9 protein-coding genes are annotated in these 13,821 nt (G+C 43.2%); 7 read left to right on the top strand and 2 right to left on the bottom strand.

The annotated features are described in order from the left end of the window. Positions 1–155 precede the first annotated feature (155 nt). From EGM68_RS23140 to EGM68_RS23115, 6 genes are all read left to right on the top strand, one after another. Complete coding sequence (locus EGM68_RS23140) at positions 156–713, top strand: class I SAM-dependent methyltransferase (protein WP_016324784.1); 558 nt, start codon at positions 156–158, stop codon at positions 711–713. Between the two features lie 273 nt (positions 714–986). After that, the gene (locus tag EGM68_RS23135; protein ID WP_016324783.1) at positions 987–1,370 is read left to right on the top strand and encodes a hypothetical protein; all 384 of its coding nucleotides are present in this window, start codon (positions 987–989) and stop codon (positions 1,368–1,370) included. A 372-nt stretch (positions 1,371–1,742) separates the two neighbouring features. Beyond that, positions 1,743–5,807: a glycosyl hydrolase gene (locus EGM68_RS23130; protein ID WP_129550087.1), complete on the top strand. Its 4,065-nt coding sequence runs from the start codon at positions 1,743–1,745 to the stop codon at positions 5,805–5,807. Between the two features lie 281 nt (positions 5,808–6,088). Next, positions 6,089–7,486 carry a helix-turn-helix domain-containing protein gene (locus EGM68_RS23125; RefSeq protein WP_129550086.1) on the top strand — a complete coding sequence of 466 codons (1,398 nt, stop codon included), beginning with the start codon at positions 6,089–6,091 and terminating at the stop codon, positions 7,484–7,486. Between the two features lie 258 nt (positions 7,487–7,744). Further along, positions 7,745–9,148, top strand: coding sequence for a DNA-binding protein (locus tag EGM68_RS23120; protein ID WP_129550085.1), 1,404 nt, complete (start codon positions 7,745–7,747; stop codon positions 9,146–9,148). A gap of 292 nt (positions 9,149–9,440) precedes the next feature. Next, the gene (locus tag EGM68_RS23115) at positions 9,441–9,668 is read left to right on the top strand and encodes an aspartyl-phosphate phosphatase Spo0E family protein (RefSeq protein ID WP_013373325.1); all 228 of its coding nucleotides are present in this window, start codon (positions 9,441–9,443) and stop codon (positions 9,666–9,668) included. A gap of 233 nt (positions 9,669–9,901) precedes the next feature. Here the strand turns inward: EGM68_RS23115 and EGM68_RS23110 are convergent, their stop codons facing one another. Together EGM68_RS23110 and EGM68_RS23105 are read right to left on the bottom strand one after the other, a co-directional pair. Further along, the gene (locus EGM68_RS23110; protein WP_013373324.1) at positions 9,902–10,717 is read right to left on the bottom strand and encodes a flagellar motor protein MotB; all 816 of its coding nucleotides are present in this window, start codon (positions 10,715–10,717) and stop codon (positions 9,902–9,904) included. Beyond that, positions 10,701–11,528: a flagellar motor protein gene (locus tag EGM68_RS23105; protein WP_016324776.1), complete on the bottom strand. Its 828-nt coding sequence runs from the start codon at positions 11,526–11,528 to the stop codon at positions 10,701–10,703. The genes EGM68_RS23110 and EGM68_RS23105 overlap by 17 nt, the downstream gene beginning before the upstream one ends. A gap of 208 nt (positions 11,529–11,736) precedes the next feature. On the opposite strand from EGM68_RS23105, the gene uvrB reads away from it, so the two are divergent. Further along, positions 11,737–13,728 carry an excinuclease ABC subunit UvrB gene (gene uvrB / locus EGM68_RS23100; protein WP_013373322.1) on the top strand — a complete coding sequence of 664 codons (1,992 nt, stop codon included), beginning with the start codon at positions 11,737–11,739 and terminating at the stop codon, positions 13,726–13,728. Positions 13,729–13,821 lie beyond the last annotated feature (93 nt).

The following is a 13,821-nucleotide window of genomic DNA, read 5'->3' as shown; positions in this document are numbered from 1 at the left end:
TTATTTGATTAGAATCGAATAAGGCTATCCTCTTTTGTATATGGCGACAGTAGCCTGCTTGAAATCAATATTCTCATCGGTATACAATGAATATGTAATGGAAACCTTTGATGAACCGAATGCCTATCATGTGTGTCAAGCAGGGAGAGGAAAAGATGAACGCGATTCACTTTATTCGAGAGTACATCAGGCACCCACGCAGCGTAGGCGCTGTTATACCCAGTTCAAGACAGCTGGCCAAGCAAATTGCCACACCGATTTACTTTGATAAAGCCTCATGCATTATTGAATATGGGGCAGGGACCGGTGTGTTTACGCAGGAGTTGATTTTGAACAAGCGTCCAGAAACGTTACTGTTAGTGATTGAAGCTAATGAATCGTTTTATAAAACATTACAAAGCAAATACGGACACTTGGAAAGGGTACACATTATTCATGGATCGGCCGAGCATGTAGCGCGGTATATGAAACAGTATCATGTCTCGAAGGTGGATTATATCGTATCGGGGCTCCCTTTTACCAGCTTACCCGCTGCGTTATCCAGCCTTATTTTGGGACAAACGGCCGAGGTACTAGGCCAGGAGGGCAAGTTTATTACGTTCCAGTACAGCAAGGTTAAGCACAATTTCTTCCGTACTTTTTTTGCAGATATCCAGATTAAAAAGGTAAACTATAATGTTCCGCCAGCCTATGTTTTCACTTGCAGCCTGTGACCCTTCAGCTATGTAGGAGATTAGAATAAATACGAATATCCATATGCGGATGATTATGAGAAGACTAGGTCAGCATCATTAAGATGTTGAAACGGTCTTTTTTGTTGCCTACTTTTATGGAAATATAAGAGAATGGATATGTTAAATAGCAAAATTGTTTTAAGGAATCATATTTTAAAATGGGGCTTAACCTATATATTACATAAGTTGGAACCTGTTAGATTTTTGTAGGATTCATAATAAATCTGAACTTTTGTTAAAGGAGATTTATATATGGTAAAACCGCTGATGTTCATGCGCTGGTGTGAGTATTATGGGTTAAGCGACCGTGAAACAGATTTTGTATCTTTTTTTATGATGAATTTTTCGGCTGCACGATCAGGCAATCAACCGAAACTTAAGGAACAATTTGTTGAGATTCAAAAACAAACCTTTCCAGAATACCCGTTTGATATTAGCCCGGAAGAACTGGATTATAACAAATTTGAAGAACTGATGAAACGAGTGTTGAACATTCATTTTGACACGGCTGAACTGCTGTACTCCTTCTATCTCCAAAAGCTGTGTGCACCTTTAGCAGAATACATTTTATCTACTGGAGATGCCGAGCCTGCACGAATTTACTATGAGCTTATTCAAAAGGATAAAGTACGGTAGAGATAAAAAAGCCCCTTGACTAAGGGGCTTTTTTCTATACTCAGGCTATAAAGTTATTTAATAAGTTAACTCTAGTCAATGTTCTGCTATATGGATATATGGAATAATCTAAGTATATGGACATTACGTCCCATAAATGGTTCGATATGAAGATTTGGTCGGTAGAACGTATAGCAAAGCTGTATTACAACATTTGAAGATCCGAGCAATTCTGAATTTCGGACGGAGAGGAGAGTGTAATCAACCGAATACCTGGAGCTTCGAGACGCTGTACCGGAAGATTAACTCGTTAGGAATCAGGAGCCTTAAAGCCTGATGGAGCGGCACTCGTATGGGGTGCTGCTCTTTTCAAATGTAAAGGAGGAAAGTGGTATGAGGGCGAAAAATAGTAGTAATCTTTTGTTCAAACGTTCCAAATGGCTGCCTGTCGTCATGGCATGCACAATGATAGTAGGAGGGGCTCTACCAGCTCCAACTGTAGTTCACGGTCAAACGGCAAAAACTATTACCATTAAAGTAGATACATCCAAGGATCGTAAGCCTATTAGTCCTTATATATACGGTACGAATCAGGATTTGGCAGGCGATGAAAATATGGCTGCCAGACGACTTGGTGGCAATCGAATGACCGGATACAACTGGGAAAACAATATGTCCAATGCAGGAAGTGACTGGCAGCAATCCAGCGATAACTTTTTATGTAATAACGGTGGCCTGACAGGAGCAGAATGCGAAAAACCGGGAGCGGTGACGACTTCGTTTCATGATCAATCGCTGAAGCTAGGCGCTTATTCTTTAGTTACGTTGCCGATGGCCGGCTACGTGGCCAAGGATGGAAACGGCAGTGTGCAGGAAAGCGAAAAAGCCCCTTCCGCTCGTTGGAATCAGGTCATCAATGCCAAAAATGCACCGTTTCAGCTACAGCCTGATCTGAATGACAATCGGGTCTATGCGGATGAGTTCGTCCATTTTTTAGTGAACAAGTATGGCGCTGCTTCAACAAAGACGGGTGTGAAAGGATATGCACTCGACAATGAACCCGCTCTCTGGTCGCATACACATCCGCGTATTCATGGCGAAAAGGTTGGGGCGAAAGAGTTGGTAGACCGGTCAGTAAGCTTATCCAAAGCTGTGAAGGCGGTTGACGCGGGTGCAGAAATTTTTGGGCCGGTTCTTTACGGTTTTGGCGCTTATAAAGATCTGCAAACCGCACCTGATTGGGACTCTGTAAAAGGCAGCTATAGCTGGTTTGTGGACTATTACCTGGATCAAATGCGCCTCAGTTCGCAAGCCGAAGGCAAGAGATTGCTGGATGTCTTCGATGTGCACTGGTATCCCGAAGCGATGGGCGGAGGCATACGAATTACGAATGAGGTAGGCAATGACGAAACGAAGAAAGCCAGAATGCAGGCACCTCGTACTTTGTGGGACCCGACCTATAAGGAAGATAGCTGGATCGCCCAATGGAACAGCGAATTTTTGCCTATACTGCCTCGATTGAAGCAGTCGGTGGATAAATATTATCCAGGAACCAAGCTGGCAATGACCGAGTATAGCTATGGCGGCGAAAATGATATTTCCGGCGGGATCGCGATGACCGATGTGCTCGGCATTTTAGGCAAAAATGATGTCTATATGGCAAACTACTGGAAGTTACAGGATGGTGCCAACAACTACGTTAGTGCCGCTTACAAGCTTTACCGCAATTATGACGGAAAAAGCTCTACTTTTGGTAACACCAGTGTTAGTGCGCAAACGTCGGATATTGTCAACAGCTCAGTGCATGCTTCCATAGCGAATGCATCCGACAAGGAACTGCACCTCGTAGTCATGAATAAAAGCATAGACAGCGCATTCGACGCCCAATTTGATCTTTCTGGCGAGACGACTTACGGCTCCGGTAAAGTATGGGGCTTTGATAAAACTAGCTCGCAAATTAAAGAAGCAGCGCCAATCACGCAAATTTCAGGCAACCGTTTTACTTATACCGTACCGCCTTTGACGGCTTATCATATCGTGCTGACTGCCGGTAAAGATACGTCTGTGCCCCCAGTGGAAAATCCTGAGGGCTTTAAGCTGAAAGCAGAGGCAGGCGATGGGCAAGTCCATTTGTCCTGGGACGCTTCCAACGGAGTTGTGGGCTACAGTGTACAGCGGGCAACGGATGAAAACGGCCCTTTTACTACTGTAGCATCCAACTTGATCGAAACGTCTTATACGGATACTAACTTAACGAACGGCTCTTCATACTATTACAAAGTAACCGCCAAGACAAATAAGGGAACGAGCGAATCTAATATTTTGAAAGCGGTTCCGAAGGTGTCTGTAAACGATCCGGTTCGCTATGAAGCTGAAGACGGCACGCTGAAGGGAACCATTGTAGAATCCAGTGGAACTGGCTACTCCGGTACTGGTTATGTAACGAATTTTCACAATGCAGGGGATTCTCTAACGATGACGATCCAGGCTCCCACGGCAGGTCTGTACAATCTTACAATCGGCTATCGTTCTCCTCATGATGACAAACGCACGAATTTCTCATTAAACGGCAAAGCGTTTGGAGAACTGGTGCTCGGGAAAACGGCTGATTTCAAAGAAACTTCCGGAGGCAAGCTTCTGTTGAATGCAGGCGCGAATACGATCGGTTTTGAAACAGGCTGGGGCTGGTACGATATCGACTATGTCAGGCTGGAGCCTGCTGCTGATCGCCCACCCCATGCGGTAACCAAAACGCTCACTAATCCGAATGCGACGGTAGAAGCAAAAGCATTGATGAACTACCTGGTTGATCAATACGGGAAGAATATGCTCTCTGGTCAAGAGGAAATAAACGAAATTGATTGGCTTCAAGCTAATGTAGGTAAAAAGCCGGCGATTGCAGCGCTCGATCTGATCGACTATTCGCCAAGCAGAGCAGAGCATGGTCTTAGTTCTACAGAGGCAGAAAAGGCGATTGCATGGGATAAGCAAGGGGGCATCGTTACCTTTGCATGGCACTGGAACGCGCCGAAAGGTCTGATCGATACGCAGGGAAAAGAATGGTGGAGAGGCTTCTATGCCGATTCGACCACATTCGATATAGAATATGCGATGAGCCATCCAGAGTCCGAGGATTATAAATTACTCATTCGCGACATCGATGTGATCGCAGCGCAATTAAAGAAGCTGCAGGATGCGAAGGTTCCTGTCCTGTTCCGTCCTTTGCACGAAGCAGAAGGCAAATGGTTCTGGTGGGGCGCCAAAGGCCCTGAGCCTGTTAAAAAATTGTATATTTTAATGCACGACCGATTGACGAATGTGCACAAATTGAACAATCTGATATGGGTATGGAATTCTGTTGCTCCAGACTGGTATCCGGGAGACGAGTATGTGGATATTTTGAGTTTTGATTCTTATCCGCAAGCAGGTGATTACAGCCCGCAAATTGCAAAATACGAAGACCTTGTTACATTGGGCAAGGACAAAAAGTTAGTTGCCATGAGCGAAAACGGACCGATCCCAGACCCTGATCTAATGAAGGCGTATCAAGCCCATTGGAGCTGGTTCGCTACATGGTATGGGGATTTCCTGAGAGACGGTAAACAAAACAGCCTTGAGCATCTGAAAAAAGTGTATAATCATCCGAACGTTATTACGCTTGATGAGCTTCCAACGAACTTAAAAACGTATGGCATTACCGAGCAGCCGTCAGTACCGGGCAGCTTCACGCTGAACGCCGCGGGCGAAACGGCGAAAGTATCGCTAAGCTGGACAGCATCGGCGAATGCAAAAAGCTATGAAGTGAAGCGTTCGACGGCTGAAAACGGCGCGTTCGCCACTGTAGTGAGTGATGTATATGGCAGTAGCTACACTGACACAGCTGTAACGGCAGACACGACGTACTACTACCAAGTCGTAGCGAAGAACGATGCAGGACAGACGCTGTCGAACACGGCTAGCGCAGCGCCAAAAGCGGATACTCAGCAGCCAACAACAGGACTGCTGCTCCAGTATCGCACAGCGGATACCAAGGTGAACGACAATCACCTGAATCCGCATTTCCAAATTGTAAACCAAGGCACAACCCCCGTACCGCTCAACGAGTTGAAAATTCGTTACTACTACACGATCGACGGTGACCGTGAGCAGACTTTCAACTGCGACTATGCGACGCTGAGCTGCTCGAAGCTGAACGGTAAACTGGTTAAAATGGAGAAGCCTGCAACTGGTGCCGATTATTATTTGGAAGTCAGCTTCAACTCGGACGCAGGCGTGTTAGCACCTGGAGGAAGCACGGGCGAAATCCAAACCCGTATTCATAAAACAGACTGGTCAAATTATAACGAAGGTGACGATTACTCCTATAAAGGCACACAAACCTCATATGCTGATCATATGAAAGCTACCTTGTATCATAACGGCGTACTTGTTTGGGGAACCGAACCGACAGCTAATTAAATAAATGTTTGATGTGCGGTGACATGTGCAATCAACCGATTTTTTGCGCCGATGGGGAGATCCCGCCATTTTAAACTTATATAAATAACATTGCTGAAATGAGCAGGGGATTGTATTCCATCTGCTCATTTTTTTGTATAGAACCTCTATAACCTAAAACGGATAATGAAGGAGACGTATTTTGGCTTTTATATTCAGGTTAAAGAAATCATAGGATAAAATTACCTCATAATGTTAGAAAAGACGAAAAATATATTTTTTAAATTAAGAGGGGGATTGAGATGAAACACACACCTACGATCCGCTCGAAGATAGAGACCGAACTCAAGCAGAGAGGCTATACATTTAGCAGCTTCAGTAAAATATCTGGAATTAACCGTGGGACATTTAGCACCATGCTGAACAGTAATCCACCCAAGCCAATCTCGGTTCGGCAGATGGATCTGATTACCAAGGCATTGGGGTATCCCGAAGGCTGGTTGTATGAGTTATACATAGATGAATGTTTTTACGATGGGAAAGGGCACTGGAAACGGATCAAGCCTTTTTTATTACGCTGTGTGGATTTAGGAAGGAAGGATTGTATTCAAAAGGTATTGGTGAGATTAACAGAAGACTTGTCCTATGTGTCGACGGTATTTGAGTTTGCAGAAGAACTGCATAAAGAGGGGAAGGAAAATGAGGCGGTTCCTTTTTACGAGTGTGTGATAGAGAACGAAAGGTATTATCACTCGGAGCGGCTGGCAATTTGCCAGTATCGTTTGTTTTGTTATTCTCTAAATACTGATTTGGATAATAATCGGCAAGCAGCTATAAAGTTTGCACCGTTTCCAAAGAATCTCCCCGAGAATTATCAACTGGACGCTTTGTTGAAATTGACCAATATAAATTTCCAATTTTATGATTATGATACGGCTATACATTATGCGAAAGAACTTGAGGTATTAGTCACAGGTATTCTTTGGGACCAGGCTCAAGCGAGGGCGAAAGATCGTGAAGTTACACGTCTCAATACAGAAAGACATCTAATCGTTTATTATGGTCAAGCCTATTTAATGCAGGGAAACGCCTTAGAAAAACAAGGACTATATGAAGCAGCTATGAAGTTCATACCTTACTATGAAAACTTAACTAGGTTTGAAGGTCTGGATGAGGTAGGAATGATAGAAGCACAGAAATTCGAAGTATGGGGGAAAGCCAATCGGTTGAATCTACAAATTCTGATGGGGGATAAGGATAGTCTGCCTGCCTATGTTGAACTTATGAGGAATAATCCTCAGGAAATATTACTAGGCCTATTAACCATTATAGAATCGGCAAATAATTACAGCTACTCAGTAGACGATACTTTGGACCTTTTTGCAGAGAATATTAATAAATTTAGGGAGCTACGTACAGATATTTCGTATTATCATACCAACAACAGTCTGCTGACATATTCTCGTTTTTTTCTTGAACTTAGTCGATACTTTTTTAATAAGGGAAGCTACACCGAGGCAATAAACAATATGCTGATTAGTTTAAAAGCATCCTCTCAGTTGAACGATAAGACTTATTATATCAAGTCCATCACGCTATTGTTTGAGAAATATAAGGATCATTCGACTGAAGAACAACGGACAGAATATGAAAAAGCGATAAAAGCAGTGGAATATAATACGAAGCAAATGACCTCTTAGAGCAAAAGGGCAATGTTTCTCTACCTAGAGTAGAAGATCACATAGCTCTTTTAATTTATCGTGCTAAATTGTTTGAAAAAATTTAGTGTAATTCTCTGTGAGGATTTTTATACACATTAAATTCCATAATATATTGAAATGGTGTAGAATAAAGGGTTGACCATCATCCAATTTATTCATATAATTTCTAGTATATTGTAATTGATTGTCGAGGAGGGTGATTTTTAAAATCATCTGAATACGCCGGGGGTGTTTTTATTGGAAAATGCAACCACGATTCGTTCGGAAATTGAGAAAGAATTAAAACTTGGTGGCTATACTTTTAATAGTTTTGGACAAGCTACGGGTCTTAATCGGGGCATTTTTAGTGCAATGCTTAACGGGAATCCGCCTAAGCCTATCTCCGTACGACAAATGGACTTGATCACTAAAGCGCTTAATTATCCAGAAGACTGGTTGTATGACCTGTATGTGGATGAATGTTTTTATGATGGAAGACCACATTGGAAAAGGGTTAAGCCGTTCCTTATACGTTGTGTTGAAGTAGGAAACCTGCAATGCGTGGAGAAAGTGCTTTCACGCTTAATGGAGGATCTTAATCACATCCCCACAATCTTTGCTTTGGCAGAGGAGCTATACGATGGAGGAAAGCTACAGGAGGCAATTCCTTTCTATGAATGTGTCATTGAAAATGAAAAGTATCAGCACTCAGAACGTTTGGCGATCAGTCATTATAAATTATTTCGTGCAAAAATTGGTGAGAATACTGAAATAAATTTAAAGGCAGCTATTCAATTTGAGCCTTTTCGTTTTCGGTTGCCAGAGTGTCATCAATTAGACGGATTATTGCACCTAACAAATATATATTCCTCACTACATAAATGGCAAGAAACAATTACGCACAGTGATGAGCTTTGGGAACAATCTAAAATTATTTATGAAGAGGAAAATAAAAGAAGAGCTCGGAAAAACAGGAATTATGTACCGATAAAAACTGAACGACACTTAGTAGTATATTATGGACAAGGATTACTAATGAAAGCTTATGCATTACAAAAAATTGGGGATTATAAGAATGCCAAAAAAATTGTTTCTGAGTATGCTGATCTAAGTTGGTTTAATGGTTTAGACACCGTTGGAAAAAGAGAAGTGGAAAAGTTTAAGGTATGGTCTAGAGGGAACTCTTATACACTTGATTTACTATTAGGAGATACATCTGTGCTCCCCCAATATGTAAACCTATTAGAGAACAATAATGATGAGATATTACCGGGTCTTGTGAATATTTTGGAATCGGCTAATAAGAATTTTTTTTCAGTTGATAGTATTTTAGATCAATTCATCAAATATATTGATATTTTCAAGAATACTCAAGATGTAATATTTATGGATGATTATTATAATTTTAATTTTCAATTAGCCATTTATTATAGGCGAAGTAAGAGATACAAGGATGCAATAAATGCTATTTTACAATGTATACAGACATCATTCTTTCTTAAAAATGTAGAGAGTTTTGCCCAGAGTATGGTTTTTTTCGAAAATCATAGAGCTTTATGTGACGAAGTACAAATTGAAATTTATAAATCTATTATTAAGGGGGTGTGCAAAGATGAAGAAGGTTTTTCTTTCACTTTTGCTTTCTCTAATAGTAGTCAGTAATATTGGGATTCTGTCTTCTTTTCATAATATTACAATTGGTAATGGTTCACAGATTACAGTTTCAAGTCACGGTAGAGGAGGATAAAACTGCAATAATGCTCTTCGTTTCTAATTGAAACTAAGGAAATCTTCCAACTAAATGGACTTATTAAAAAACCAGTCTTGGTAAGGCTGGTTTTTTGATGCATCCTGTTAAAGGGATGAAATGGGTTTTATTATATTTTTAACCTGTAGGGAAGGTATCAGCTTGTAAACTAATGTAAATACCACACCGAACAGGAGGTTTATTGATGTGAAATGGCAACAATTGGAGGAGTGCATCGAAGAAAAGCGAAAAGAATTAAATGATTTGGCGAAAGAGGTGGGATTGAAGGATCGACGGGTGTTGACCAAGTCTATGGAGTTGGATCGGCTCCTTAATAAGTACAGCGACTGGAAATATAGCTATCGTAGACAACAGAGCGTACTTCAAAGTTCACAGATACAAGAAAAGCAACACGAGCTCGTCCTATCTTACTAACATCAAGCATCATGACAAGATAAAACCTAACTTCACCTTGGCTTCTAATACATAGTGAGATATAGCATAAACAAAATAATCTCTATTGCATCTTGTACGCCGCCCTTATCCACGTTGTTCGTACAGTTTATTGTTCTGCGTCTACATCAGAGCGGAAGCCACGTAACATGATGATACATCTTAAAAAAACCTCCCCATTCACGTTATTGCGTGACTCGGGAGGTTTTTGGATTTTACTGCTGCAGCTGGCGCAGCACAGTGATTTCGACACGGCGGTTTTTTTGTCGTCCTGCTTCGGTGCTATTGTCACCAACCGGACGGGTATCTGCATAACCCGCATACTGGAAGCCTGATGGGGATAACTGCTCTCGGTCGATAAAAAACCGGAGTACAGACAGTGCCCGAGCGCCGGAAAGCTCCCAGTTGTCCTTGTAGGTCGACGAGTTAGAGGAACGCGTGAATGGAATGTTGTCCGTATGACCTTCAATGCTAATCGGTGTTTTCAAATCTCGAAATAGACTGGCTAATTTGGATAACGTGTTTGCAGAACCCTGCTTGAGTGCCGCTCTGCCTTGGTCGAATAGAAAGCGGTCATTCAGCGTAATGACAATGCCACGCGGTTGATCGGATACGAAAATCTGGTTTTGTAGCTTGTTGTCTGTAATATATTCCTGAATGACACCCATTAGGTTTTGCAGCTCTTTTTCCTGCTTGCGAAATGCTTGTTCACGCTCGGTGAGCTTGGTTGATCCCGCTTCTTTTTTATTAGAGGCCGGTTGCTTCGTCGCGGGTGGATTCTTGCTGGTATAACGATCGGCAGTTCCTGTAATGCCCGAGCCTTGTTCCAAAATAGAATCTCCCTTGTGGAACGTATCCTGGAGGGATTGAACAACGACGTCGTATTTCTTAGCATCCAGACTGCTCATGGCATACATCACGACGAAAAAAATGAGCAGTAGGGTGATCAGATCGGCATAGGTAATCATCCAACGATCTCGTTGGTCTCCGCCGCCACCTTGACGCCCACGGCGCTTAGCGCGCGCTCTCATGGAAGTCCTCCTTTGGAGTAGCGCTCTCTGTACGTGAGCGACGAGGTGGTTTGCGATCTATATTTTGCTCTGAGCGGATAAAAAACTCCAACTTCTTGCGTACAAGCTTAGGGTTCTCTCCGTTTTGGATAGCCAGGATACCTTGCAGCAGCAAATCCATCGTAATAATTTCACTTTCACTGGCTGCTCTTATTTTGGACGCGATGGGCAGAAAGATCAGATTGGCGCTAGCAACGCCGTATAATGTTGCGATAAAAGCTACAGCAATCGACGGTCCGAGCGCAGTAGGCTCGGTTAGGCTGCCAAGTACATGGATCAGACCCATGACCGTACCGATAATCCCCATCGTAGGGGCATAGCCGCCTGCCGATTCAAATATTTTGGCGTACCCTTCATGTTTGTGCCCAATAGCATCTAACTCTAGTTCTAAAATTTGCTTGATCTGTTCCTGTTCAGTGCCGTCAATGACTAGTTGAAGACCTTCCCGCAAAAATGCATTCGGATGCTCTGATGATATACGTTCTAGCGCAAGCACACCGGATCGGCGGGAGGTGGCTGCCATGGAAACCAAATCTTCTATATATTGCTCCGTTGGATTGTCCTCACGACTAAAAGCCATCCGCAGAGCGGTGGGTATAGTCTTCAGCTTGGAGGCAGGGTAGCTGATCACAACGGCGGCGAAAGTTCCGCCGAATACGATCAGAGCTGATGTACCTTGAAGCAGCCCTGTGAATTCTCCGCCTTCCCACAAGAAGCCACCGATTAATGCTATGATTCCGGCGATGATGCCCAATACGATGGTGATATCCAAAATTCAATTCACTCCTATTCAAGACTTATCGTTTGCATCCGCGGTAAGAAAGAGGTATAATACGGGAACAAACATTCTTATTCAACCATATTTCCCAAGTATCATTGCTCGGGAAATATCGACATAGAATTACAGGTAAAGACGTTAAAGCTCGATTGGTGTAAAAACATGATGTTTCCATTTTAGACGATAAGGGTGATGCAGGGCAATGAGTGATATCGTTGTTAGCGATAAGACTTTTGAAATTCAGTCGGAATTCCAACCTCAAGGCGATCAACCCCAGGCCATTTTTGAATTGGTAGAAGGAATTGCAGAAGGAAAGAAGCATCAAACTCTGTTGGGTGCTACGGGAACAGGTAAGACGTATACCATCGCTCAAACCATTGCCAAGCTGAATCGGCCTACACTGGTTATTGCGCATAACAAGACCTTGGCTGCTCAACTGGCAAGTGAGTTTAAAGAATTTTTCCCAAACAACTCAGTTGATTATTTTGTCAGCTACTATGATTACTACCAACCGGAAGCGTACATCCCTTCTTCCGATACGTATATTGAGAAGGATTCCAGCATCAATGAGGAGATTGATAAACTTCGCCACTCAGCCACAAGCTCTCTGTTTGAGCGTCGTGACGTTATTATTGTAGCGAGTGTCTCTTGCATTTATGGTTTGGGTTCCCCGAAAGAATATTCAAGCTTGCTGCTCTCGCTTAGAGTCGGCATGGAGAAACCCCGCAATCAGATTTTGTCCCGCCTGGTCGATATTCAATATCAGCGGAACGATATCAACTTCGTGCGGGGTACTTTCCGTGTACGGGGGGATGTTGTTGAGATATTCCCGGCTTCCCATGGAGAAAATGCAATACGGGTAGAATTGTTCGGAGATGAAATTGAACGAATTACTGAGATTAATGTGCTTACAGGTGAATTGATCGGTGAACGTGAACATATCGCTATTTTCCCGGCGTCTCACTTTGTTACTCATGAGGATACGATGAGGGTAGCATTGGTTAACATTGAACGTGAGCTAGAAGAGCGGTTAGCAGAGCTGAAGGAACAAGGGAAGCTGTTAGAGGCGCAACGTTTGGAGCAACGTACCCGCTATGATATCGAGATGATGAGAGAGGTTGGCTTTTGTTCCGGTGTCGAAAACTACTCGGGTCCACTGACATTCCGCGAGCGCGGAGCGACACCATATACTCTTTTGGATTACTTTCCAGATGATATGCTGATCGTCATCGACGAATCTCATGTTACATTGCCGCAGATTCGTGCGATGTATAACGGGGACCAAGCGCGTAAAAATGTGCTGGTTGAACATGGTTTTCGTTTGCCATCTGCCTTGGATAACCGTCCGCTGAAGTTCGAAGAGTTCGAGGACAAAGTGAATCAGATTATCTATGTATCGGCTACTCCAGGCCCGTATGAGATGGAAAAATGCGATACGATGGTGCAGCAGATTATCCGTCCTACCGGTCTCCTTGATCCTATTATTGAGGTGCGTCCGAGTAAAGGGCAGATTGACGATCTCATTAATGAAATACGGCAGCGCATAGAACGTGAAGAACGGGTACTGGTCACCACACTCACGAAGAAAATGGCTGAAGATTTGACTGACTACTTAAAAGAAGTGGGCATCAAAGTTCGATATATGCACTCTGAGATTAAGACTTTGGAGCGGATGGCCATTTTGCGGGATCTTCGTCTGGGAACCTTCGATGTGCTGATCGGGATCAACCTGTTGCGGGAAGGTCTCGATTTGCCGGAAGTATCGCTGGTTGCGATTTTGGATGCGGACAAAGAAGGCTTCCTGCGTTCTGAGCGCTCTCTGATTCAGACGATCGGGCGGGCAGCACGGAATAGTGACGGACGTGTTATTATGTATGGCGATAAGATTACCGATTCTATGGATAAAGCGATCAAGGAGACGGAACGTCGCCGTGCGATTCAAATTCAATACAATGAAGAACATGGAATTACCCCGCAAACCATCCGTAAAAAGATTCGTGATGTCATTGAAGCAACCAAGACGGCAGAGTCCAAGAATGATTACCTTCCTAATGAGACGGGTAAACTTTCCAAGAAGGAGCGTCAATCCCTCATTCAGCGCCTAGAAGCAGAAATGAAGGACGCGGCCAAGAATCTACAATTCGAACGGGCCGCCGAGTTGCGTGATGCTTTGCTGGAGTTGCGGGCTGATTAAACATTGGGAATAAGCTATAAGCAAAACATATTGATAATAAAATGTTTGATTGCTTTTAAGAAATAGTGAGGACGGCCGATGTGGTCGTTCTCT

Origin of the sequence: Paenibacillus sp. M-152, assembly GCF_003856555.1 — a bacterium.
Taxonomy (GTDB): Bacteria; Bacillota; Bacilli; order Paenibacillales; family Paenibacillaceae; genus Paenibacillus; species Paenibacillus polymyxa_C.
This window is presented reverse-complemented; position numbering and strand designations above follow the sequence as displayed.